This is a genomic window from Klebsiella sp. V115_8 (assembly GCF_029967715.1).
In the GTDB taxonomy this organism is placed as follows: Bacteria; Pseudomonadota; Gammaproteobacteria; order Enterobacterales; family Enterobacteriaceae; genus Klebsiella; species Klebsiella quasipneumoniae.
Genome location: NZ_JASCAR010000037.1, coordinates 51,318 through 73,814 on the forward strand (window position 1 = coordinate 51,318; position 22,497 = coordinate 73,814).

22 protein-coding genes are annotated in these 22,497 nt (G+C 60.0%); 9 read left to right on the top strand and 13 right to left on the bottom strand.

All coding sequences use genetic code 11. From position 1 onward, the window contains the following. Positions 1–8: 8 nt before the first annotated feature. Positions 9–578, bottom strand: coding sequence for an XRE family transcriptional regulator (locus QLG03_RS17155; RefSeq protein ID WP_110238460.1), 570 nt, complete (start codon positions 576–578; stop codon positions 9–11). Positions 579–761: 183 nt separating this feature from the next. Here QLG03_RS17155 and QLG03_RS17160 point away from each other — a divergent pair, with 183 nt between their 5' ends. Further along, positions 762–1,928 carry a benzoate/H(+) symporter BenE family transporter gene (locus QLG03_RS17160; RefSeq protein ID WP_255987718.1) on the top strand — a complete coding sequence of 389 codons (1,167 nt, stop codon included), beginning with the start codon at positions 762–764 and terminating at the stop codon, positions 1,926–1,928. Here the strand turns inward: QLG03_RS17160 and QLG03_RS17165 are convergent. Beyond that, positions 1,905–2,774, bottom strand: coding sequence for an AraC family transcriptional regulator (locus QLG03_RS17165; RefSeq protein ID WP_032453100.1), 870 nt, complete (start codon positions 2,772–2,774; stop codon positions 1,905–1,907). The genes QLG03_RS17160 and QLG03_RS17165 overlap by 24 nt on opposite strands. Before the next feature lie 186 nt (positions 2,775–2,960). On the opposite strand from QLG03_RS17165, the gene QLG03_RS17170 reads away from it, so the two are divergent. Further along, complete coding sequence (locus QLG03_RS17170) at positions 2,961–3,857, top strand: DMT family transporter (protein ID WP_023289904.1); 897 nt, start codon at positions 2,961–2,963, stop codon at positions 3,855–3,857. Between the two features lie 47 nt (positions 3,858–3,904). Here QLG03_RS17170 and QLG03_RS17175 read toward each other — a convergent pair whose 3' ends face one another. The 3 genes from QLG03_RS17175 to tehA form a co-directional block, all read right to left on the bottom strand. Next, entirely contained in the window at positions 3,905–4,573 is a 669-nt protein-coding gene (locus tag QLG03_RS17175) for a DUF3313 domain-containing protein (protein WP_004202796.1), read from the bottom strand. A gap of 261 nt (positions 4,574–4,834) precedes the next feature. Then, positions 4,835–5,431 (bottom strand): tellurite resistance methyltransferase TehB, encoded by a 597-nt coding sequence (tehB, locus tag QLG03_RS17180; protein ID WP_255987720.1) that lies wholly within the window; start codon positions 5,429–5,431, stop codon positions 4,835–4,837. Next, entirely contained in the window at positions 5,428–6,432 is a 1,005-nt protein-coding gene (gene tehA, locus QLG03_RS17185) for a dicarboxylate transporter/tellurite-resistance protein TehA (protein ID WP_132133492.1), read from the bottom strand. The genes tehB and tehA overlap by 4 nt, the downstream gene beginning before the upstream one ends. Positions 6,433–6,543: 111 nt before the next feature. Between tehA and ydcK the strand changes: the two genes are divergently transcribed. Further along, positions 6,544–7,524 carry a YdcK family protein gene (ydcK, locus tag QLG03_RS17190; protein WP_255987723.1) on the top strand — a complete coding sequence of 327 codons (981 nt, stop codon included), beginning with the start codon at positions 6,544–6,546 and terminating at the stop codon, positions 7,522–7,524. On the opposite strand, the gene rimL is transcribed toward ydcK, so the two are convergent. The 4 genes from rimL to QLG03_RS17210 form a co-directional block, all read right to left on the bottom strand. After that, positions 7,510–8,088 carry a 50S ribosomal protein L7/L12-serine acetyltransferase gene (gene rimL, locus QLG03_RS17195; protein ID WP_255987725.1) on the bottom strand — a complete coding sequence of 193 codons (579 nt, stop codon included), beginning with the start codon at positions 8,086–8,088 and terminating at the stop codon, positions 7,510–7,512. The two genes, ydcK and rimL, sit on opposite strands and share 15 nt — an antisense overlap. Before the next feature lie 53 nt (positions 8,089–8,141). Then, the gene (locus tag QLG03_RS17200) at positions 8,142–9,797 is read right to left on the bottom strand and encodes a glucan biosynthesis protein (protein WP_032453098.1); all 1,656 of its coding nucleotides are present in this window, start codon (positions 9,795–9,797) and stop codon (positions 8,142–8,144) included. 311 nt (positions 9,798–10,108) lie between these two features. Next, the gene (locus tag QLG03_RS17205; RefSeq protein ID WP_044523531.1) at positions 10,109–11,614 is read right to left on the bottom strand and encodes a carboxylesterase/lipase family protein; all 1,506 of its coding nucleotides are present in this window, start codon (positions 11,612–11,614) and stop codon (positions 10,109–10,111) included. Between the two features lie 41 nt (positions 11,615–11,655). Beyond that, positions 11,656–12,999: a VOC family protein gene (locus QLG03_RS17210; RefSeq protein ID WP_255987726.1), complete on the bottom strand. Its 1,344-nt coding sequence runs from the start codon at positions 12,997–12,999 to the stop codon at positions 11,656–11,658. Between the two features lie 239 nt (positions 13,000–13,238). Here QLG03_RS17210 and pcaH point away from each other — a divergent pair, with 239 nt between their 5' ends. The 4 genes from pcaH (at position 13,239) to QLG03_RS17230 (ending at position 18,347) form a co-directional block, all read left to right on the top strand. Beyond that, positions 13,239–13,979 (top strand): protocatechuate 3,4-dioxygenase subunit beta, encoded by a 741-nt coding sequence (gene pcaH, locus QLG03_RS17215; protein ID WP_004202816.1) that lies wholly within the window; start codon positions 13,239–13,241, stop codon positions 13,977–13,979. Beyond that, positions 13,976–14,596 (top strand): protocatechuate 3,4-dioxygenase subunit alpha, encoded by a 621-nt coding sequence (gene pcaG / locus QLG03_RS17220; protein ID WP_023289913.1) that lies wholly within the window; start codon positions 13,976–13,978, stop codon positions 14,594–14,596. The genes pcaH and pcaG overlap by 4 nt, the downstream gene beginning before the upstream one ends. A gap of 177 nt (positions 14,597–14,773) precedes the next feature. Next, on the top strand, positions 14,774–15,697 hold the full coding sequence (locus QLG03_RS17225; protein WP_023289914.1) for a LysR substrate-binding domain-containing protein: 924 nt from the start codon (positions 14,774–14,776) through the stop codon (positions 15,695–15,697). Positions 15,698–15,974: 277 nt separating this feature from the next. After that, the gene (locus QLG03_RS17230; RefSeq protein ID WP_255987727.1) at positions 15,975–18,347 is read left to right on the top strand and encodes a membrane-bound PQQ-dependent dehydrogenase, glucose/quinate/shikimate family; all 2,373 of its coding nucleotides are present in this window, start codon (positions 15,975–15,977) and stop codon (positions 18,345–18,347) included. Between the two features lie 68 nt (positions 18,348–18,415). On the opposite strand, the gene QLG03_RS17235 is transcribed toward QLG03_RS17230, so the two are convergent. The 3 genes from QLG03_RS17235 to cybB all read right to left on the bottom strand — a co-directional run bounded on the left by QLG03_RS17235 (position 18,416) and on the right by cybB (position 20,466). Next, entirely contained in the window at positions 18,416–19,534 is a 1,119-nt protein-coding gene (locus QLG03_RS17235) for an S-(hydroxymethyl)glutathione dehydrogenase/class III alcohol dehydrogenase (RefSeq protein ID WP_023289916.1), read from the bottom strand. Between the two features lie 24 nt (positions 19,535–19,558). Next, positions 19,559–19,834: a metal/formaldehyde-sensitive transcriptional repressor gene (locus QLG03_RS17240; protein ID WP_004202822.1), complete on the bottom strand. Its 276-nt coding sequence runs from the start codon at positions 19,832–19,834 to the stop codon at positions 19,559–19,561. 104 nt (positions 19,835–19,938) lie between these two features. After that, positions 19,939–20,466 carry a cytochrome b561 gene (gene cybB, locus QLG03_RS17245; RefSeq protein WP_023289917.1) on the bottom strand — a complete coding sequence of 176 codons (528 nt, stop codon included), beginning with the start codon at positions 20,464–20,466 and terminating at the stop codon, positions 19,939–19,941. Positions 20,467–20,709: 243 nt separating this feature from the next. Here cybB and QLG03_RS17250 point away from each other — a divergent pair, with 243 nt between their 5' ends. Next, on the top strand, positions 20,710–21,078 hold the full coding sequence (locus QLG03_RS17250; protein WP_004202826.1) for a hypothetical protein: 369 nt from the start codon (positions 20,710–20,712) through the stop codon (positions 21,076–21,078). Positions 21,079–21,087: 9 nt separating this feature from the next. Here the strand turns inward: QLG03_RS17250 and QLG03_RS17255 are convergent, their stop codons facing one another. Further along, positions 21,088–21,273 (bottom strand): hypothetical protein, encoded by a 186-nt coding sequence (locus QLG03_RS17255; RefSeq protein ID WP_004202827.1) that lies wholly within the window; start codon positions 21,271–21,273, stop codon positions 21,088–21,090. 221 nt (positions 21,274–21,494) lie between these two features. Between QLG03_RS17255 and add the strand changes: the two genes are divergently transcribed. Next, entirely contained in the window at positions 21,495–22,496 is a 1,002-nt protein-coding gene (gene add / locus QLG03_RS17260) for an adenosine deaminase (RefSeq protein ID WP_065881535.1), read from the top strand. Position 22,497: the final 1 nt, after the last annotated feature.

Sequence of the window (22,497 nt, forward strand, 5' to 3'; positions counted from 1 at the left end):
GGTTATCATCAGTCATCTTGTCTGGCCGCGGGTTCGCCCGCGGTTTTTTCTTTTGGATAGTGGATAAGCGAATGGAAATGAGCCGCCTGGGCGCCGCTGTTCCGGTAGGCATGCGCCGCATCGCCGGCGAAGCGCCGACCCTCACCCGCCTGCAGCGAGTGCCACTCCCCCTGTAAGCAGAGATCCAGGGTACCGCTAATCACGACAACATGCTCAATCACCCCTTGCTCATGCGGCGTCGATTCGCTCAGCGCCCCGGGAGCAAGGGTTATCGAGAAATGATCAAAGCGCAACTCCGGGTCCCACGGGAAGACCGGGGTCACCACCATCGCCTGCTGCTGCGGGTCAAACGCGGAGGGCGCCACGCCGTCATCCGGAACGATAAACGCCGAAAACGGCACGTTCAGCCCGGTGGCAATCTTCCACAGCGTCGCGACCGTCGGACTCGATTCATTCCGCTCAATCTGCCCGAGCATGGCTTTCGACACCCCGGTCTCTTCCGCCAGACGCGACAGGCTCCAGCCGCGCTGCTGACGCAGATTTTTGAGGGTGGCCGCCAGATGTTGCGCAATATTCATCCTACCTCCTGATTTTTCAGCCCAGAGTATACCTCCATTTGCCTGATTCAACAGGGCGATTAGCGGCATCGCGGGCCGTTTGCGACAAGAGCCTCGGTGCGCAGCCCTCACCACGCAGGAACCTTGTGCGCTAAAACGCACAATGATAGAGTAATCGGACGTTATAACGCACAAGAGAAAACTATGCGCTCGTTTACCGTTCCGCTTCCCAGCCTGTTCGCCGGCTTCGTCGCCGTGCTGGTGGGCTACGCCAGCTCTGCCGCCATCATCTGGCAGGCTGCCGCTGCCGCCGGCGCCACGCCCGGGCAGATCGCCGGCTGGATGACGGCCCTGGGCCTCGCCATGGGCGTCAGCACCCTCGCGCTGAGCGGCTGGCGAAAAGTGCCGGTGCTCACCGCCTGGTCAACGCCGGGCGCCGCCCTGCTGGTCAGCGGCCTGCAGGGGGTGACCCTCCCTGAGGCGGTGGGGGTATTTATCTTCGCCAATGCGCTGATCGTCCTCTGCGGCGTTACCGGCCTGTTTGCCCGGCTGATGAAAATCATTCCCCATTCGCTGGCCGCCGCGATGCTGGCCGGCATTCTGCTGCGTTTCGGTTTGCAGGCCTTCGCCGGCTTCCAGGATCATCTGCTGCTGTGCGGCGGCATGCTCGCCGCCTGGCTTCTGTGTAAGGCGCTGTGGCCCCGCTTCGCCGTGGTCGCCGCGCTGGTTGCCGGGGCGCTGATTGCCGCGGCCTCCGGGGAGGTGGCCAGCGCCGCTGTGCCGCTGGCGTTTGTGGCGCCGGAATGGATCGCCCCGCAGTTTACCCCGGCGCTGCTGCTCAGCGTCGGCCTGCCCTTATTCCTCGTGACCATGGCCTCACAGAACGCGCCCGGATTCGCTACCCTGCAGGCATCAGGCTATGCCGTACCAGTCTCCGCGCTGATCGTTGTCTGCGGGGGGCTGGCGCTGCTGCTGGCGCCGTTTGGGGTCTACTCGATCTGTATTGCGGCGATCACCGCCGCCATCTGCCAGAGCCCGGAGGCGCACCCGGATCCGCAGAAGCGTTGGCTGGCTGCCATGGCCGCAGGCGGTTTTTATCTGCTGGCCGGTCTGTTCGGGGGATCGATCACCGCGCTGATGTCGGCCCTGCCGACAGCGTGGATCCAGATGCTGGCCGGCCTGGCGTTGCTCGGCACCATCGGCGGTAGTCTGTTTCAGGCGGTACATCAGGCCAGTGAGCGCGACGCGGCGGTGCTGACCTTTCTGATCACCGCCAGCGGCGTGACGCTGGCGGGAATTGGCTCGGCATTCTGGGGCGTGGTGCTCGGCGGAGTGAGCTACGGCGTGCTATCCGCGCTGCGCCGCCCGTAGCTGGGACGGCGTCAGGCCGGTGGCGGCTTTGACCCGATGGCTGAAATGGCTGGCGGAGCTGAAACCGCAGGCCAGAGCGATCTCGGTGAGCGGCAGCGCGCTGTGGCAGATCAGGTTTTGCGCCTTCGCCATTCGCTGCTGCATCACATATTGATGCGGAGCCATATTCAGCGACTGGCGGAACATACGGGCAAAATGAAATTCACTCAGTCCCGCCTGCTGCGCCAGGTCGGCCAGGGTCAATGGCTGATCGAGGTGAGCGTCGATCCAAGCCAGCACATGACGCTTCACCCCCGGCGCCAGTCCCCCGGTGACCGAGGGCAAACGCCACTGCACAGTGGAATAGTGCTGGATCAGATGGGTGAGCAATAAACTGCTGGCGGCGCTAAGGGTCAGCTGGTTCGCCGGCTGTCGCCAGTCATTAGCCAGCAAAAACTGACGATACACGGTGGTGATTTTGTCATCGCTGGCAAAGGTTTTCTCCTGCAGGGTGAAGTTCGCCGGGCTGCGATCCCACACCTCCTCCCCGACGCGGCGCAGATGCGCATCGGTACAATAGAGATGGACAAACGACAGATCGCCGCGGATATCCCAGACGCTTTCATCGCCTTTCGGCATCAGGCAAAAGCGATCCGGGCCGCCGCCATTCTTCCAGCCGTGCGGCGTCTTTTGATAGCTTTCATAACCATCGGCGACGTACAGGCTTAAGGTATGATGATCGCTGCGTACCGTTACGGTATCGCAGTTGTTATACCAGGCGGCCAGTTGAATACCGGAATTCAGCTCCACGGTGCCCTTCAGCACCGCGTTCTGTCGCCGTAATGTTTCAAACGTCCCGTAACCCATCGCCTTCACGCATCTGTCCTGTCTGGAAAAACTCTAGTCTAGGGAGACTGCGACGCGGTTTCCAGTCCTCACCGCCGGCGAAAGACAAATAAGCGCAAGAATTTGCAAGCCGACAACAAGCGGGTGAAAGCCGCAGGTTGCGGCAGGCGGCATACTCCTCCCTTCAACAGGCAGAGGAGAATCAGGGTGAACGCATTACTTTATGCACTCGTTGTCGTTATCTGGGGAACAACGTGGATTGCGATTTTTTTACAGCAGGGGCCGGTGGCGGCGCCGGTATCGATTTTCTGGCGTTTCGCCGTGGCCAGCGTCACGATGCTGGCGATTCTGCTCGTCACGCGACGTCTGCGGCCGCTGGGCGCGAAGGACCATCTCTGCTGCCTGCTGCAGGGCTGCTGCGTCTTCTGCTTCAATTTCTGGTGCTTTTATACCGCCGCCGCCTGGATCAACACCGGTCTGGAATCGGTGATCTTTTCCATGGCGGTGCTGTTTAACGCCATCAACAGCTTTCTTTTCTTCCGTCAGCAGCCGCCGGGACGCTTCTGGGCTGCCGCCGCGCTCGGTCTGGCCGGTATCGTCACCCTGTTCTGGGATGATCTGCTGGCCAACGGGCTGAACGCTTCGCTACTGTGGGGGATCGGTCTGAGCGCGCTGGGCACTTACGGCTTTTCGCTGGGCAATATGTTCAGTATTCGTCACCAGCGGCGGGGGCTGGAGACGCTGACCACCAACAGCTGGGCGATGCTGTACGGCACGCTGGTGATGGGCGCCATCGCACTCCTCCGCGGGGATAATTTTATGCCGGAGTGGACCGTCAGCTATCTTGGCGCCCTGCTTTACCTGGCGCTGTTCGGCTCAGTTGTCGCCTTCGGCGCCTATTTCACCCTTGTGGGGCGCATCGGCGCCAGCAAAGCCGCCTACAGTACACTGCTGTTTCCGCTGGTCGCCCTGTCCATCTCCACCGTCTATGAAGGCTATGTATGGCACAGCAACGCCGTTATCGGACTGGCGCTGATCCTGTTGGGTAATCTGGTGATGTTTGCCAAACCGGAACAGCTGCTGCTGCGCCGAAAGCTGGCCTGAAACGGCGGAAGATAAAACAGCGCCGTCGGCAGACGGCGCTGGCGAGATTACCGCTGGGAAGGGTCGAATTTGACGGCGTCGACCGCCATATCATCGATTACCTGCTTCATGGTTTCGATGGTCAGCGGCGTGTTTTCATTGGCCAGAGTTTTTCCTTCCCCTTTACGAACCACTTTGATCACCGGCTTGTTGGTGCTGGCGTCAATCAGTTCGGCTTCAAAATAGAGGTCGGTGTCCATCGTACGATGGCCGGTGGCGGCCTGAGTACCGGCAACAATCATCGCGACCGGAACCACTTCATAGAACTGCAGCCCTTCTTTGCTGGAGTCCACCCCGGTGATCGCCCCGCGGAAAATAAGGCTACGCTTGCCGGCGGTGGTAGCCAGCGGTTTACGCTCGGAAATGGCCTGTTTGAGCTGTTTGTTGGTGTAATTAAGAATATCCTGCAGCGCCTTTTCACCGACCTGGGTCGTCGGCTTCGGTACCGGATAGTACGTTACCGGATGGTAGACGACATTATCGTAGTTAGCCGGATTGTAGTTTGGGTCGATCCAGCGCAGCTCCGACTTGCCGGAGGCCGTGGTGGCTTCTTTCAGGTTGGAATAATCTTTTAAAAAGCCCGAATACTGATTCGGCTGCGCCAGTTTGGACGCACAGCCCGTCAACGCTAACATCCCCGCCAGAGCGGCGACTTTAAATAACACGCGAGTACGCATAAAGAGATCCCTGTAAATGCAGTTTTTTCGGCAGACGTTATAGCAGATAAGACCCAGTAGTTTTGTGACAAAATGAGGGCTTCGTCAAGGAAGATATACAAATATTGATGGGATCAACATTACGTTATTAAATAATTACTTAATAGGTGAACAGGTCACCTTTAACCCTCTGTTCAGCGAGGCTTTTCGCGCGTCTTTATCCGATGGGTATTAGCGCAAGGCGGCGCGGTCAATCTCAGCCATTTCACGCGCCGCTGAGGATTATGCGGGCTTGCGCGCCAGCAGCGTGGCGAAGCGCAGTTTGATCCGGTTGCCGCTTGCGTCGGTCCGATGCAGCTCACCGACGTCCTCATTGTATTTCAGTAATTCCCAGCCCCGGTAGTACTCCCGAAGTTCATCGGGTTTAAAAGCAAACGGGAAGCCGACGGTGCAGGGATAGTCCTCGGTGTCCATCGCCGCGACAATCAGGTTATAGCCCCCGGCGGCGGTGCAACGCTGCATATTGGCGATGAGTCCCGGGATAGCGCCGGCCTCAAGAAACATCATCACCACGGTGGAGAGGATCAGATCATACTCGCCGTCAAAGGTCAGGCTGTTGAGGTCTTTCACCGCGGTCTGCAAATTATCCAGCCCTTCGGCGTCGCGAATAGTCTCCAGATTATTGATGCTCATCGCATTTTTATCCCACGCCGTCACCGTGAAGCCGTTCGCCGCCAGATAAAGGCTGTTACGTCCGTTGCCGCAGCCCAGATCCAGCGCCCGCCCCGGCGACACCATCGTCGCGGCATGCAGCACCTCGGAGTGGGTGCGGGTCAGGCCATATTTTTCACTAAAATAGTCCGCGTCACGCGTTGTCATGATCCTTCCTTCTTATTAAGGAGTGTTTCCCGGTCGACCTGTAGCAACAGTTTCCCGCTGACCAACAGCAGCCCTGTGCGCAGCAGCAGCAGGCCGATGACCAGATTGCTAAAAATAAAGAGCGGCAGCGCCAGATGATGAAAAAAGCCGTCCGCCTTCGCCTGGCCCAGATGCAGACCGGTAGTGGCCAGTGCGGAAATACCGAACGAGAAGCTCCAGAAAGAAGCATTGAACGGCTGGCGAAGATACCAGGGCATCAGACGCAGCATAAACAACAGCTGCAGCAGACCGTAGCCAAACAGCAGCTTAGCCAAGATATCAGCCTCCCCGCCGTTGACGCTGAGCCAGGCGCTGCAGGCCACCAGCGCAGGCGCCAGCTGGATCCCCAACGACGTGCGCAGCGCGGTCGGCAGTTCGCCTGCGCTGCGCAGACGATGGAGGATAGCCGGCTCAAGGCTCAGCCAGGAGAAGACTCCGGCGCCAAGGAACACCAGTCCGGCGTCGGTAAACCCCAGCGCGCCGCAGGCCATCGCGCTGATAAAATTATTCGCCACCGTGGGCAGATACAGCCCCGGCGTAGTGGCCTCGCGAGGATGGTTTCCCCGCCACAGGCCGCCGCTTTGCCAGGCGGCATAGGCGAGCTGCAGCGCCACGCCCGGCACAAACAGCCCGATGGCCAGCGGCCGGCACCAGGGTACCAGACCAATCGATACCAGCAAGGTGGTGGCGGGAAACAGGCTGACGAAGCTGCTGCTGACCGGATGTCGCATCTCCTGCAGCACACTCGCCGGAAAGCGGATCGCCCGGCTGATAAACGCCATGCTGAGCAGGACCCACATCGCCATCGCCAGCGTCACCAGCCCATCACCAATGCTGCGGCTGACCGGCCAGAGGGTGCTGGCGTAACGCCAGGCAAAGCCCATCCCGATGGTGCCGAGCACCATGCCAAAGTAACCCGCCGGCAGGTTCAGCACCTGCCGCGACGTATGCGTTTTGTTCATTTTATTGATGATATCAATTTAATTTGAAGTTGCATTCTAAAGGAACCTTATCCCACGCGCTACGGCGATCTTTGCTATGTTTATGTTAACCATAAGTAATGAGGATCGGGAATGCATAAATACCGTCTCAGCGAACAGACCCGGCAGTATTGTTACCAGGCAGAGGATGGCAAACAGTGCGTCACCCTGCGCCAGATCGTGGCGCTTATCGATTTCGCTGACGTCAAAGCGGGCAGCGAAGGCGGCTGGGTGGAGGAGGAAAGCGCTCTCAGCCAGCTGGGAGAGTGCTGGATCTACGATGCCAACAGCGTGGTCTTCGCCGGGGCGCGCATCCTCGACGATGCCCGACTCCATGGCCCCTGCGAGGTCAGCCATGGGGCTATCATCAGCGGACGGGCATCCATTCACGCCTCGCAGATCAGCCATCACGCGCAGATTTGTGACAACGTCACGATTAGCCTGAGTACGGTGCGCGGTGACTGTCGCCTCGCCGACGAGGCGCGTCTTCTGCCCCACTGTCAGGTGATTGCCGCCCGCGGGCTGACCGCCGACCGCGACAAAGTGCTGCAGATTTATCAGCGAGCCACCGTCAGCGCGTCGCGCATTCTCCATCAGGCGCAAATCTATGGCGAGGCCTACGTCGAGCACGCTTTTGTCGAACATCGGGCGGAAGTCTTTGACCACGCCAGGCTTGAGGGAAACGAGGAGAATGACGTTTGGGTGTGCGATAACGCGCGGATTTACGGGCATGCCCGTCTGATCGCGGGTCGCGGCGAAGATGCCATTCCCACTGTGCGCTACAGTTCCCAGGTTGCGGAGAATGCGGTGATTGAAGGTAACTGTCTGCTAAAGCACCGGGCGATGGTGGGCGGCGAGGCGCAGCTGCGCGGTGGACCGATTCTGCTTGACGACGACGTGCTGATCCAGGGTCGGGCTGTCATCGTCGGCGATGTGATCGTTGAGCACCAGGTCACGCTTGGGGACGAGGTGCAGATCGCCGCGCGGGAAGGAGAAGCCATTCACCTGCGCGGCCCGAAGACCCTCGACGGCCAGCAGCAGATCACCCGAACGCCGCTGTTAGGCGCCCTGTAGCGCCTCGTCGCGGTCAATAATGCGGGCGTAGATATTCTGATCGTCATAGCTGCCGTTCAGATACTCGGCCTGGCGGAGACAGCCTTCCAGAACAAACCCGTTACGCAACGCCACCTGGTTGCTACGGGTATTCGCCACCCGACATTTGATTACAAACCGGCGCACCAGCCCGCTGCGTGCATAATAGTGGATAAAGGCCTGCAGGGAACGGGACAGATACCCCTGCCCCTGGCAATCTTCATCGATCCAATAGCCAATATAGGCCGTCTTATTCTGCGGCTCGATCTGGTTGAACGACAGAACGCCAATCGGCCGCTTATCGAGAAACAGCAAAAACATTTTGGCGTAATCCCGCTGGTGCAGCATCACGTTACCCTGCACATGGCGGCGGGTCTCCTCTTCGCTGCGCACCTCTCCAGCCCAGCTGAGCGACTGCTGTAGCCAGCGCTGGTTTTTCACCACCAGCTGGTGCAGGTCGCTGACGTAACGCTCATCAATGGCGGTAAGCGTCAGCACCTCGGTCACCGGGATCGACTCAGGTACTGCTGGAATGTCTGTGGTCATGAGGCTCTCTACGGGCCCGCAGGGGGTGCCTGGGGGCCACGGCTGTCACGGGGTTATTTCATAATCCGGTCGTCAACGTAGTTACGTTTATCCGGCGCCGGCGGGAAGTACTGATAGAGCCAGGTTTCGCTGATGGCTTCTCCCTGACAGCGCAGGAACAGACGCATCTCCACCGGGTCGGTCGAGTCGGAGGTCGGATACCAGTCGAACAGGATCCGGTAGCCATCGAACGGCTCGACGTAGAGGATCTCAATCTGCTTCGCTTCGCCGCTGGAGAGGGTGATCACCGGTTCAATACCGCGCGGCGCGGCCGCTTTCAGATCGCCGCCGACAAAGTCGATGGCAAAACGACGCGCCCACTTGTCCGGGTAGTGTTCCCCCGGCGCCCATCCCTCCGGGAAGCCCCCCATCCCGGTGCGGGTGGCGAGCACACGCGCCAGCGGGGTGCTCACCGGCGGCTGCGCGCTCCAGTAGAGACGGTAGCGGAAGTCCAGTTCGTCGCCCGCCTTCACCGCCTTTTCCGGCTGCCAGAAGCAGACGATGTTATCCAGCGTTTCACCGGTGGTCGGGATCTCCATCAGGCTGACCGCCCCTTTGCCCCACTGGTTACGCGGCTCCACCCACAGGCTGGGACGCTTGTTATACCAGCCCATCACGTCCTGGTAGTGGGAGAAATCGCGGTCCAGCTGCAGCAGACCAAAGCCGCGCGGGTTCTTGTCCTGGAAGGCGTTGAACTGCAGCTTCTGCGGGTTGTTCAGCGGCCGGCAGACCCATTCGCCGTTGCCCAGCCACATCGACAGCCGATCGGAGTCGTGGATCTGCGGGTGGATGGTATCGCACATCCGACGCTCGTTGTTGCCGCAGCTGAACATGCTGGTCATCGGCGCGATACCCAGCTGTTTGATATCCTTGCGGGCGTAGAGATGGTTCTCCACGTCCATAATGACCTGGGTATCCTGGCAGTGGATGGTGAACTTGTAGGCGCCAGTGATGCTCGGGCTGTCCAGCAGAGCGTAAACGGTGAATACCGTGGCGTCTCCTTTGACCGTTTCGAACCAGAAAGAGGTGAAATCGGGGAACTCTTCCGGGGTATCGGTAAAGGTATCTACCGCCAGCCCACGGGCCGAGAGGCCGTACTGGTAGGTGCTGTCTACCGCGCGGAAATAGCTGGCGCCGAGAAACGCCACGATATCCCGGCGCGCCAGCTCAGGCGCTTTAAATACCCGGAACCCGGCGAAGCCGAGATCGGACTGGCCTTCCAGCTGGCGGGTATCCACCCCGGCGTCATTGTACTTGAACAGCTCCGGACGGAAGTGGATCTCGCGCGCCTGCTGGGTGGCGGCGTCTAAAGAGAACATGCGCACGCGGCGACGGAACCCCATCCCGACGTGGAAAAACTGGATATCCAGTTTGCGTTCTTCAATATTGTTCCACAGCGAGTGGTTGGCGTCATACTGGATGCTGTTATAAGCCTGCGGGGTGAGATTGGCCAGCGTCGGCGGCAGATCGCGCGGGGCGCCGCCCCACGGCTGGCGCGCCAGATCGTGAGCCATCGCCTGCAGCACGGCATAATCAAAACGGCGTGTCTGCCCGTCGGCAATGCCCGCGTCTTCAGCAAACGCGGCCTGACTGAATAAGGAAGCGACTCCTGACGTTCCGCATACGGCGGCAACAGCCATGGAAGATTTAAGAAAACGTCTGCGGTTCATGCCTGAGAAAGCGTCCTTCTGCACGGGTGAATTGATTCGCAACGCGTCATCACGCTGCGTGATAATTTCCGCCCACTCTAGACAAAAACGATTAATAATCCAATTGTTGCCCGCAGAAAAACGGTAAAAAAGCCCTGTCTACCAGAACAGGCTGTTTTTTCATCACCGGCGGAGGGAGAGCGCAATATCCAGCCCAGGGCCCGCCTGCAAACAAAGCGGACAGCACTCATCCTGTCTCATCGCCGGGGCGTTTCTTAGCCGCCCGCGGCCTGCAGCAGGGCCGCGCCCCGCTGAGCCGCGACCCATCCCCTTTATTCGAGGGTCACGTGATGCTTCATCACCCGGCGAAACAGCGCCAGCCGGGCGCGCATAAAGCGATTCTCCACTTTAAATCCGGCACGCTTATGCAGGCCAATGCGCAGCAGACGATCCCGTCCGCGCACGCACGCCGGCCAGCGCACCGCGCCGGCAAGCACCTGCTCGCCGCTGGCGACGCGGGCAAACTGGGCCCAGTAGTCAGCGACCTGAGCGGCGAAGGCCAGATCCGCTTTACTGGCATATTGCCGCACCGGGTCGGTGAGCCGCAGGTTATCAAACACGTAGGGCACCTCGTTGCCGTGCCAGGCGCCGTGCGGATAGACATCATGCTCCGCTTCCGCCACATAATCGAACCAGTACCGCCAGCATGGCTGGCCCACGCGCTGCTGGGCCTGCATCACCACATAGCCGAGGGTGGTAAACGCCATATCCCGACAGACTTCCCGCCCCAGCGCTTCATCCCCCTTGACGCCGGGATAGAGGAGTTTGATCAGTCCCAGCCCCAGACGGCGCTCGCGGCGCAGCTTCTGGATCTGCCCGGCGATATCGACGCCAAACACCGCCATCACGCTGGCTTCATCGCTGTTGGATCCGATCATCACCGGCATCGGATGCTGGCGCCCGGCAAAAAAGGTCTCCAGCATCGGCTGCGGAAGCACCACATCGCCGGCGATGGGCGCTGGCCCGATATTCAGCGGGGCGGTTAGCGACCAGAAGGCCTCCGCCGGGATCGCCCGCAGTTGTTCGGCGCTGGCCTGCGGCAAGGCGAAGCGTTCCGCCAGCAGGCGGCCTTTCTCCAGCGCCTTTTCTCGCGGCAGGTCGGGTAAGGTATACCCGCTCTGAATAATCGCTTTATGGAACAACCCTTTCGCTTTCGGCGAGGCCATCAGCGACAGCACGCTGCGCGCCCCGGCGGATTCGCCAAACAGCGTAACGTTGGCGGCGTCGCCGCCGAAGGCGTGAATATTCTCCTGGACCCACTGCAGGGCGGCGATCTGGTCGAGCAGCGCGAAGTTATACAGACGCTCGCCCGCCTCTTCCTCCAGAGCCGGATGGGCGAAAAAGCCAAGATGGCCCAGTCGGTAGTTGACCGTCACCACCACCACGTCGCGGCTGGCCAGCGCCAGGCCATCGTAAGGCGGCAGGCTGCCGGCGCCGATGGTAAACCCGCCGCCGTGCAACCAGACCATCACCGGCAGCGGCTGCGCTGCGCTGGCGGGGGCCCAGACGTTGAGATAGAGACAGTCTTCGCTGAAGCGGCCGGGATCCCCGCCGCCAAGTTCGCGGCAGTAGTCAATGTCCTGCCAGCTGGCGGCGGAAAAGGCGTCGGCCTGACGCACGCCATGCCAGCGGGCGGGAGGCTGCGGCGCGCGCCAGCGCAGCGGCCCCACGGGCGGCGCGGCGTACGGAATGCCGCGCCAGATATGGATCCCCTGCTCTGCGCTCCCGGCCAGCGTGCCCTGCCGGGTTTTCGCCAACGGTTTCGACGGATGTTGCATAACCTGCTCCCTGTAAGGCTGATGCCAGCAGGGTACTGATTTTACAGCAGACCGCAACGTCGTTTGCTGCGCTCCTCCGCCTGCCGGTACAGTTCAAACTCATCCTGCACCGGGCAGCCCAGCGCCGCCTCAAAGGCTTCGCGGCTGGCATTCCCGTGGCTGCGCGCCTGGGTTTTGTTACCCAGATTGGACTGAAAAATGCCCGCCGCGCTGACCGGTAAAAAATCCTCATAGACGATGGGCTGGGCCACCACCCATCCGCGCTCGATCAGCGGCTGGGGATCGTCGCCCGGGCGAAACGCCTGGCGATGGGCCTCGCCAGCCGGCGTCAGGCGGTAGCGAAACCAGGCCAGCCCCTGCTGACGCAGCAGAAATTCGCTGTCGGGAAATTCGCGGAACACCTCCTGCAGATGCAGCTGGTGGCTGAGATTGTCTTTGCCGGTCCCTGCCGCCTGCAGCAGCCGGTCGTACAGCGCGCGCCCTTTCGGCGTCAGCGCCACGCCGCGCTGCTCAATTTCGCCAAAGCGGGCGCTGTGGGTGCCGCGGTGTTCGCCGGCGAACATCACCGGCTCCTCAAGCGCCTTGAAGCTGGTCTGCCGCAGGAGGATCGGTACCTCCCGGCGCGGCGGGCCTTCGATCAGGGCCTTTGGCTCAATACCGCACTCCGGCATCAGGGCCTGCGCGCGGTCAATATCCAGCGTCCGCGGCGTGAGGTGGTTGATATGGCATCCCGGGAAGCAGACCACATCGGCAATCAGGCGATGTTCGCGATGCAGCGCGTGGTAGGTCTCCTCATCGACGGTGGCATGCCGGTGCCAGCGGAAGGTCTCCAGCGCCTCCTGCACAAACTCGCGGGCTTCCGCTGGGGTGAAGGCCCCTTCGGCCTCGTGCCGGGCGATCAGCGCCAGGCAGCGGGGAGTGAATATGTTGCGCCGGGCGAGGATCGCCTCGGCCCGCTCGCGCAGAGCGCGGTTTTCGATCAGCTCCAGACGCAGCAGCGAGGTAAATACCCGAAACGGATTGCGCGCCAGCGCGGCATCGTCGACAGGACGAAACGCCGTGGAGTGAACCGGCACGCCGGCCTGCGAGAGATCGTAATAGCTGACGGGATACATCCCCATAATGGCAAACATGCGACGCAGCGTCGCCAGTTCCTCCGCTGTGCCCACGCGGATCGCCCCGTGGCGCTCAACGTTCAGACGCGCCAGCTCGTCGGCGTTGGCCAGTTGTTCATGCAGCTTCGGATTATTTTCCAGTACCGCCAGGTTGACGTCAGCCACCAGCTCCAGCAGCGTCCCGTACTGCGGAACTTCCTGCTGGTACATAGCCGACATGGCCTGCGAAAAGTGCTCCCGAATCTCATCAGCCGTGATGGTGTTCGCCATGATGTGTTACCTCCAGTGAATACTTCCTGGAGTGTAGGAAAGCTGCCTCCCGGCGGGGGGAAGAATTTACAAACTGTGATGGCGATAACCTGCTTCCGGTCACGGGCATAGCGCAGAACATAACCGATGGTTATGAAAAACACCCGGTAATTTCACTTTAAATTAACAATACATTTACACACACTGTTTCTGGCGACATTACAACAACATGCCCCTCTACCCTCTATACGGAGTACCCGATGAACGATAAATGGTCCCCGCGCGAGGTTATCCATCGCGATTACAGTAGTCACCCGCCCGCTTACGCCCCGGGCTATAAAACCAGCGTCCTGCGCTCCCCGAAAAACGCCCTGATCTCCTTGCAGAACTCGCTGTCGGAGATCACCGGCCCGGTGTTTAGCCGCGACGACCTGGGTCCGCTGGATAATGACCTTATCCTCAACTATGCCAAAGAAGGCCTGCCGATTGGCGAGCGGATCATTGTGCACGGCTACGTGCGGGATGGCTTCGGCCGACCGATGAAAAACACCCTGGTGGAAGTCTGGCAGGCCAATGCCGGCGGCCGCTATCGACATAAAAAAGATCAGTATCTGGCGCCGATTGACCCGAACTTCGGCGGCTGCGGCCGGGTGCTGACCGACGAGAACGGCTATTACTGTTTTCGCACCATCAAGCCCGGCCCCTACCCCTGGCGCAACCAGGCCAGCGACTGGCGTCCGGCGCATATTCATTTCTCGCTCTCGGGCGACGCCTGGGCCCAGCGCCTGATCACCCAGATGTATTTCGAAGGCGACCCGCTGATCAAGCAGTGCCCGATCGTCAGAACCATTAATAATGACGACGCCGTGCGCACCCTGATCGCCGAGCTGGACATGCACGCCGCCGTGCCGCTGGATTGCCTGGCCTACCGCTTCGACCTTGTTCTGCGCGGCCATCGCGCCACGCTGTTTGAAAATCGCACTCAGGGGGCCGCCCGATGAAAGAGTATCTGCCTGAAACCGCCTCGCAGACCGCGGGACCCTATGTTCATATTGGTCTGGCGCCGGACGCCGCGGGTTTCCATATTTTTGAGAAAAATTTTGGTCCGGTTCTCACCACCGCCGATACCGTCGGGGAACGGATCACCATTGAAGGCCGGGTTATCGACGGCTCCGGAACCCCGGTCCGCGATGTGCTGCTGGAGATCTGGCAGGCCAACGCCGCGGGACGCTATAACCATCCTGACGATCGTCAGCAGCAGAAAGCGGTCGACCCGGGCTTTCGCGGCTGGGGGCGCACCTGCTCTGACTTCACCTCCGGCGTCTGGCGCTTTGAAACCATCAAGCCCGGCGCGGTGGTTGGCCGCGATGGCCGTCTGATGGCGCCGCACGTCAATCTGTGGGTGGTGGCCCGGGGGATCAATATTGGCCTCAATACGCGGATGTATTTTGCCGATGAGCACGAGGCCAACGCCAGCGACCCGGTACTGAATCTCATCGAGTGGGAGGTGAGACGCAAAACCTTAATCGCTGAGCGCGAAGTTCGCGGTGCGGAAGTGGTCTATCGTTTCGACATTTATCTGCAGGGCGAGAACGAAACCGTCTTTTTCGATATCTAGCGGCCATGCAGACCACCGCCGTCGCCCCGCACAGCCGGGGCGGCGGCGTGTTAAACCATAGGGAAAGATCTTGTAATGTAATCAGCTCAAATGTTAAAAATATTTTGCTATCTGGTTATCAAATTTAAACAAGGCCGCTTGTCTCTTTCACCGCTGTGTTTTTAACATCATCTTACTATGGAAAAAAATGGTCTCTTCAGTCAGCGCATTCGCTTGCGCCATCTACACACCTTCGTGGCCGTCGCTCAACAGGGAACGCTGGGGCGCGCGGCTGAAACTTTAAATCTGAGCCAGCCAGCACTTTCAAAAACGCTTAACGAACTTGAACAGCTGACCGGTACCCGTCTGTTTGAGCGGGGACGTCTGGGGGCGCAGCTGACCCTGGTCGGGGAACAGTTTCTGACTCATGCCGTGAAGGTGCTTGATGCCCTTAACTCGGCGGGCCAGGCGCTGAACCGTAAAGAGGGCCTGAATAACGATATTGTACGCATCGGCGCGCTGCCTACCGCCGCGCTGGGGATCCTGCCGACGGTGATCGGCCAGTTCCATAAGCAGCAAAAAGATATCACGCTGCAGGTCGCCACCATGAACAACACCATGCTGCTCGCCGGGTTAAAGTCCGGGGAGATCGACATCGGCATCGGACGGATGTCCGATCCGGAGCTGATGAGCGGCCTGCATTACGAACTGCTGTTCCTGGAATCCCTTAAGCTGGTGGTTCGTCCGGGACATCCCCTGCTGCAGGAGACGGTGACCCTCAGTCGGGTGATGGAGTGGCCGGTGGTGGTCTCGCCAAAGGGCACCGTGCCGCGGCAAAACGCCGAAGCGCTGCTCCAGAGCCAGGGGTGTAAAATGCCCGCCGGCTGCATCGAGACTCTGTCCGCTTCCCTATCGCGCCAGCTAACAGTTGATTTTGACTATGTCTGGTTCGTCCCTTCCGGGGCGGTGAAAGACGATCTTCGCCGTGGCGTACTGACCGCCCTGCCGATTGCCACCCAGGGCGCCGGGGAGCCCATCGGCATTTTAACCCGCGTCGATGCGACGCTGACCCCCGGGACGCACACCCTGCTCAGCGCTATTCGTAAATCAATGCCTGCCTGATCCGCCGCTCCCCCGGCCCGTCGCGGCCGGGGAGTCGACGCCGACTGAGACACATTCAGCAAAATAATCATTTAGTGCGAAATTATTTATTAACATTTGCGCAAATTTCTTTAACAGATCTATCATATCGCGATTTCACCAAATGGTTCATATGAAATCAAAGCAGGCAATAAATTTGGCTTTATGAAGATAAAAACCACTTCACTCAAAAATAAAACAAAATAACTTTGTTTCATTTGGTTCGTAATGAGGTGGCTGGTGTGGTTAAGGAGATTTCATGACAACTGGCAACGCGCCGCGCGGATTCCCCCGGATCCTGCAGTGGCTTCTCGCCGGACTGATGCTGATCATCGGTCTGGCTATCGGTATTCTGGGGGCAAAACTGGCTCTCGTCGGCGGCACGCTGTACTTTGCGCTGATGGGCGTGGTGATGGTTATCGCGGCAGTGCTAATTTTCCGTCGCCGCCGCGGCGGGATTTTGCTGTACGCCGTGGCGTTTATCGCCTCAGTGATCTGGGCGATCGGCGACGCTGGCTGGAACTTCTGGCCGCTCTTCTCGCGCCTGTTCGCCCTTGGCGTGCTGGCCTTTCTCGCCGCCCTGGTCTGGCCTTTCCTCGCCAGCCCGCCGGCGAAAAAAGGCCCGGCTTTTGCCATCGCTGCCGTGCTCGCCGTGGCGCTGGCGGGAAGCTTTGGCTGGATGTTTAAATCCGAACCGCTGGTCAGCGCCACGGAAGCGGTACCGGTGAAACCCGTCGCGCCGGGCGAAGAGCAGAAAAACTGGGCGCACTGGGGCAACACCACCCACGGCGACCGCTTCGCCGCTCTCGATCAAATCAACAAGCACAACGTCAACCAGCTGCAGGTAGCCTGGGTGGCGCATACTGGGGATATTCCGCAGAGCAATGGCTCCGGTGCGGAAGATCAGAATACCCCGCTGCAGATTGGCGATACCCTCTACGTCTGTACCCCATACAGCAAAGTGCTGGCGCTGGATGTCGACAGCGGCAAAGAGAAATGGCGCTATGACTCCAAATCCTCTTCGCCTAACTGGCAGCGCTGCCGCGGCTTAGGCTATTACGAAGATAGCCAGGCGCAGACGACGCCAGCGTCAGGCGCCCAGCCTGCCGCCTGCTCCCGTCGTCTGTTCCTGCCGACGATCGATGCCCGCCTGATCGCCATTGATGCCGACACCAGCAAACTGTGCGAGAGCTTCGGCGATCGCGGTATTGTCGACCTCAGCGTCGGAATGGGCGAAGTCAAAGCGGGCTACTATCAACAGACCTCCACCCCGCTGGTCGCGGGCAATGTGGTGGTGGTGGGCGGCCGCGTCGCGGATAACTACTCTACCGGCGAACCGCCGGGGGTGGTCCGCGCGTTTGACGTCCATACCGGTAAACTGGCCTGGGCGTGGGATCCGGGTAATCCGGCGCTGACCGGCGTACCGCCGGAGGGCCAGACCTATACGCGCGGCACGCCGAACGTCTGGTCGGCGATGTCTTACGACGCGAAGCTGAACCTGATCTATCTGCCGACCGGCAACGCTACGCCAGACTTCTTCGGCAGCGAACGAACCGCGCTGGACGACAAATACAGCTCCTCCATCGTCGCTGTGGATGCCGCGACCGGCCAGGTACGCTGGCACTTCCAGACCACCCACCACGACCTGTGGGACTTTGACCTGCCGTCTCAGCCGCTGCTGTACGATCTGCCTGACGGCAAGGGCGGCACCACCCCGGTGCTGGTGCAGACCAGCAAGCAGGGTATGATCTTTATGCTCAATCGCGAAACCGGCGAGCCGGTGGCGAAAGTGGAAGAGCGACCGGTGCCGGTGGGCAACGTCAAAGGCGAGCGCTACTCGCCGACGCAGCCTTACTCGGTGGGAATGCCGATGATCGGCAACCAGACGCTGACCGAGTCCGATATGTGGGGCGCGACGCCGATCGACCTGCTGCTGTGCCGTATCCAGTTCAAAGAGATGCGCCACCAGGGAGTCTTTACCCCGCCGGGGGAAGACCGCTCCCTGCAGTTCCCGGGCTCGCTCGGCGGCATGAACTGGGGCAGCGTCTCGGTGGATCCCAACAACAGCCTGATGTTCGTTAACGATATGCGTCTCGGTCTCGCCAACTATATGGTGCCGCGCGAGAAGGTAGCGAAAGACGCCAGCGGCATTGAGATGGGCATCGTGCCGATGGAAGGCACGCCGTTTGGCGCCATGCGCGAACGTTTCCTGTCGCCGCTGGGCATTCCGTGCCAGAAACCGCCTTTCGGCACCATGTCCGCTGTGGATCTGAAAACCGGGAAACTGGTGTGGCAGGTGCCGGTAGGCACCGTAGAGGATACCGGGCCGCTGGGGATCCGCATGCATATGCCGATTCCGATCGGTATGCCGACCCTTGGCGCGTCGCTGGCGACGCAGTCCGGGCTGTTGTTCTTCGCCGGTACTCAGGATTTCTACCTGCGCGCCTTTGATACCGCTAACGGCAAGGAGATCTGGAAATCCCGTCTGCCGGTTGGCAGTCAGTCCGGCCCGATGACCTACGTGTCGCCGAAAACCGGTAAGCAATACATCATTATCAATGCGGGCGGCGCCCGTCAGTCTCCGGATCGCGGCGATTACATTATCGCCTATGCGCTTCCTGACCATCACTGATTGACCTAAGCAAAAGGGCCCATTCGGGCCCTTTTTTGCTGCTGACGAAACGCCTTGCGCGTTAGCGATTACTGGTCGCCAAAGTGGATCACGGTGCGAATCGATTTGCCTTCATGCATCAGGTCAAAGGCCTCGTTAATTTGCGCCAACGGCAGGCGATGAGTAATAAACGGGTCGAGGCGAATTTTACCCGCCATCGCGTCTTCTACCATTCCCGGCAGCTGGCTACGGCCTTTCACGCCGCCAAAGGCGGAGCCGCGCCACACCCGGCCAGTCACCAGCTGGAACGGACGGGTCTTGATCTCCTGCCCGGCGCCGGCCACGCCGATAATGACGCTCTCGCCCCAGCCTTTATGGCAGCATTCCAGCGCCGCGCGCATCACATTGACATTACCGATGCACTCGAAGCTGAAATCCACCCCGCCGTCGGTCAGCTCAACGATCACATCCTGAATGGGCTTATCGTAGTCGTTGGGGTTGATAAAGTCGGTAGCCCCCATCTCTTTCGCGAGAGTGAACTTATCCGGGTTAGTATCGACCGCCAGAATGCGTCCGGCTTGCGCCTGCACGGCGCCCTGGATCACCGCCAGTCCGATGCCGCCCAGACCAAAGACCGCGACGGTATCCCCGGGCTTAACCTTCGCCGTGTTGTGCACCGCGCCGATGCCGGTGGTCACGCCGCAGCCCAGCAGACACACTTTATCCAGCGGCGCCTGCGGATTGACTTTCGCCAGCGAGATCTCAGCGCAGACCGTGTATTCGCTGAAGGTGCTGGTGCCCATGTAGTGATAAATCGGTTCGCCGTTATACGAGAAACGGGTGGTGCCGTCCGGCATCAGCCCTTTGCCCTGGGTGGCGCGCACCGCCTGGCAGAGATTGGTTTTCCCCGACTTACAGAACTTGCACTCGCCGCATTCGGCGGTATACAGCGGGATGACATGATCGCCCGGCTTAAGACTGGTGACGCCCTCGCCCACTTCCACGACCACGCCGCCGCCTTCATGGCCCAGCACCGCCGGGAAGACGCCTTCCGGATCGTCGCCGGAAAGGGTGAAGGCATCGGTATGGCACACGCCGGTATGGGTGATTTTCACCAGAACTTCGCCTTTTTTCGGCGGCGCGACGTCAATCTCTACGATTTTTAACGGCTGACCGGGGCCAAAGGCCACTGCTGCGCGTGATTTCATAACTGTCTCTTCCTCGTCGTGATGTTATTTTAAATAAGATCGTAGCAGATGACCGACCTCTGCCATTCTGGCGGCCCGCTGGTCCGGGGTGGTGTCGCCGCTGACCAGCTCGTCCTGCAGGTGGATCTCCACCATTTCGCCCATCAGACCGTTTGCCGCCCCGCGAATCGAGGCGATCTGCTGCAGGATAGTCATACAGGGTTCGCCTGACTCCAGCGCGCGTTCAAGGGCTTCAACCTGGCCGCGGATGCGGCGTACGCGGCTGAGGGCCCGTTTTTTATCTTCAGGTGAATGTGGCACGATAACGCCTCCGTATCATATAGGGGGGTATACTATATTTTATTAGCCGCAAAGGCAAAAAAAACCCCGTCGCGGGACGGGGTCTGAATGTTGAAGCGAGTGATTCAGCGCTTACGGGGCATCATTCGCAGCAGGGTATTATCTTTCCACCAGTAATGATGAAGCAGCGCGGCAAAGGCATGCAGGCCAATCACGAAGTAACCGGCATTCGCTAACCATTCATGGATCGCTTTCAGGGTGTCCACCCGCTCAAAATCGCTCTGCGGGGCATACGGCATCGTCAGGCCAAAGGCGTACCAGGGATTCCCGCGCCAGTACATCATCACCATGCCGATCAGCGGCAGGGCAATAAACAGCAGATAAATAACCAGATGGCCGAGATGGGCGAAACCGGTCATCATTGGCGACGGCTTCGGCACGATCGGCGGCGTCGGCGTTTTCAGCCGCACCAGCAGACGCGCCGCCATCAGCACGCAAATGGCGATCCCGCAGGAAACATGAATCATATTAATCAGCGGCCGATCGCTGCGGGGGAAAAATCCGCGCAGCTCCATCGCCGCATAGGCCACCACAACCAGCAAGAAGACCAGCCAGTGGATGCCAATCTGCAGGCCGGAATATTTATCGCGCATGGAATATCCTTAATGGAAAGTGTGATGCTGCCAACATAGCGGCCTTCCCTTAAATTTTCATTAACCTTTACGTTGAATTAACAAATGATTACCGCATTGTGCCGAGCCGCTGCGCCCGGGCCACGCGAACGGGCGCCGGATACCATGAGCTATTACAAAATTAAACAGTTTTGTTACCTGCCGCCGCGCTCTCCCCTCTATAGTTGAGAACATCTGTCGGCCACGCTGCGTATGGAGATAAAAATGAAGAAAATCAGCTTACCGCTATTGCTGCTGACCGCGTTGGCCAGCCCGACTTTCGCCGCGGACTGTCAGCCTAACGGCATCGGCGGCTCATTTTGCATTAACGATGACGGGACCACCACCGACACGGTGCCGAATGAAGTCAACGGTATGGATACGTATTCGAACAATGGCGGGTATAGCAGTTCTCTGCCCGACCAGTCGGGGGCAGAGGAAGCGCTTGAAGGGTCAACGCTGTCGACGCAGCAGGACAGCGTCGCCAGCAGCGGTCAGGGAGACAGCGCCCTGGCGGGCCGCGACTGGCATTCGCCGTCCAATCTGAATGATGGCGCCGCCACCTCCAGTATGAGCCTGCTGGATAAACCCTGAGGCCTGGCGTCAGGCAAAGCTCCAGCCTGCGGCGCCGATGGCGACGGCGAACAGCAGGCAGGCCAGCGCCGTTTTGCGTAACAGCATGGTATAGAAGGAGATGGCGACGCCAACGAATACCACCAACAGAATGGGCCACATGCTTAATAACAACAGCAGAAAACCCTCAATATTATTATGGATTACGCTTTCCACATCCGCATCCCTGCCTCATCGTCGATAAAGTAAGCAGAATTTAATATGTAACATGAATACATTCAAATAAAATATAAATGTAAATGATTATGCGCCGCATTCTGCTGCGCCGGCCGGGCCTGGCGCAGGCGTTTGTTTCTTTTGCCTTTTTTCAATCGTTTTAAAGCGTTAGGTATCTGTTGTATAATGACGTGCACTTTAACTAAAAAAAGAGTGCGATCATGATTGATTCCTCATTGCCATTAACCGACATTCACCGCCACCTTGACGGTAACATCCGGGCCCAAACCATCCTCGATCTTGGCCGCGAGTTTAACATCACCCTTCCCGCTACCACCCTTGACACGCTGCGTCCCCACGTCCAGGTCACCAGCCTGGAGCCCGATCTGGTCAGTTTTCTCGCCAAGCTCGACTGGGGGGTAAAAGTCCTGGCCTCGCTGGAAGCCTGCCGTCGCGTGGCGTATGAGAACGTCGAAGACGCGGCGCGCAATGGCCTGCACTACGTGGAGCTGCGCTTCTCCCCCCGCTATATGGCGATGACCCACCAGCTGCCGGTCGACGGCGTGGTAGAGGCAGTGATCGCCGGGGTACGTGAGGGGTGCCGCGATTTCCAGGTCGATGCCCGCCTGATCGGCATTTTGAGCCGCACCTTTGGCGAAGCGGCCTGTCAGGAAGAGCTGGCGGCCCTGCTCGCCCACCGCGATGGCATCACCGCCCTCGACCTCGCTGGCGATGAGCTGGGCTTCCCGGGGGCGCTGTTCCTCAGTCATTTTAACCAGGCTCGCGATGCCGGGTGGCATATCACCGTCCACGCTGGCGAAGCGGCCGGCCCGGAAAGTATCTGGCAGGCCATCCGTGAACTGGGCGCCGAGCGCATCGGCCATGGGGTAAAAGCGGTACAGGATCCCGCCCTGATGGACTATCTGGCCGAGCACCGCATCGGGATTGAGTCCTGCCTCACCTCGAACGTGCAAACCAGCACCGTGCCCTCTCTGGCCCAGCATCCGCTGAAGCAGTTCCTTGAGCACGGCGTGCTGGCGAGCCTCAACACTGACGATCCGGCGGTCCAGGGGGTCGACATTATCCACGAATACACCGTGGCGGCGCCGGCGGCGGGGCTGAGCCGGGAGCAGATCCGCCAGGCGCAGATCAACGGACTGACTCAGGCGTTTCTCAGCGAACAGGAAAAAGCCTCGCTCATTCAGCGGGTGGCCAAAGGCTGAT

What these genes read in the sequence shown, in the direction of transcription:
- QLG03_RS17235 (WP_023289916.1), bottom strand. Translation starts at nt 19,534, where the DNA reads ATGAAATCACGCGCAGCAGTGGCCTTTGGCCCCGGTCAGCCGTTAAAA.
- QLG03_RS17155 (WP_110238460.1), bottom strand. Translation starts at nt 578, where the DNA reads ATGAATATTGCGCAACATCTGGCGGCCACCCTCAAAAATCTGCGTCAG.
- rimL (WP_255987725.1), bottom strand. Translation starts at nt 8,088, where the DNA reads ATGACCACAGACATTCCAGCAGTACCTGAGTCGATCCCGGTGACCGAG.
- QLG03_RS17230 (WP_255987727.1), top strand. Translation starts at nt 15,975, where the DNA reads ATGACAACTGGCAACGCGCCGCGCGGATTCCCCCGGATCCTGCAGTGG.
- QLG03_RS17210 (WP_255987726.1), bottom strand. Translation starts at nt 12,999, where the DNA reads ATGGCGAACACCATCACGGCTGATGAGATTCGGGAGCACTTTTCGCAG.
- QLG03_RS17160 (WP_255987718.1), top strand. Translation starts at nt 762, where the DNA reads ATGCGCTCGTTTACCGTTCCGCTTCCCAGCCTGTTCGCCGGCTTCGTC.
- pcaG (WP_023289913.1), top strand. Translation starts at nt 13,976, where the DNA reads ATGAAAGAGTATCTGCCTGAAACCGCCTCGCAGACCGCGGGACCCTAT.
- add (WP_065881535.1), top strand. Translation starts at nt 21,495, where the DNA reads ATGATTGATTCCTCATTGCCATTAACCGACATTCACCGCCACCTTGAC.
- pcaH (WP_004202816.1), top strand. Translation starts at nt 13,239, where the DNA reads ATGAACGATAAATGGTCCCCGCGCGAGGTTATCCATCGCGATTACAGT.
- QLG03_RS17250 (WP_004202826.1), top strand. Translation starts at nt 20,710, where the DNA reads ATGAAGAAAATCAGCTTACCGCTATTGCTGCTGACCGCGTTGGCCAGC.
- ydcK (WP_255987723.1), top strand. Translation starts at nt 6,544, where the DNA reads ATGCATAAATACCGTCTCAGCGAACAGACCCGGCAGTATTGTTACCAG.
- QLG03_RS17225 (WP_023289914.1), top strand. Translation starts at nt 14,774, where the DNA reads ATGGAAAAAAATGGTCTCTTCAGTCAGCGCATTCGCTTGCGCCATCTA.
- QLG03_RS17165 (WP_032453100.1), bottom strand. Translation starts at nt 2,774, where the DNA reads ATGGGTTACGGGACGTTTGAAACATTACGGCGACAGAACGCGGTGCTG.
- QLG03_RS17175 (WP_004202796.1), bottom strand. Translation starts at nt 4,573, where the DNA reads ATGCGTACTCGCGTGTTATTTAAAGTCGCCGCTCTGGCGGGGATGTTA.
- QLG03_RS17205 (WP_044523531.1), bottom strand. Translation starts at nt 11,614, where the DNA reads ATGCAACATCCGTCGAAACCGTTGGCGAAAACCCGGCAGGGCACGCTG.
- tehB (WP_255987720.1), bottom strand. Translation starts at nt 5,431, where the DNA reads ATGACAACGCGTGACGCGGACTATTTTAGTGAAAAATATGGCCTGACC.
- QLG03_RS17200 (WP_032453098.1), bottom strand. Translation starts at nt 9,797, where the DNA reads ATGAACCGCAGACGTTTTCTTAAATCTTCCATGGCTGTTGCCGCCGTA.
- cybB (WP_023289917.1), bottom strand. Translation starts at nt 20,466, where the DNA reads ATGCGCGATAAATATTCCGGCCTGCAGATTGGCATCCACTGGCTGGTC.
- tehA (WP_132133492.1), bottom strand. Translation starts at nt 6,432, where the DNA reads ATGAACAAAACGCATACGTCGCGGCAGGTGCTGAACCTGCCGGCGGGT.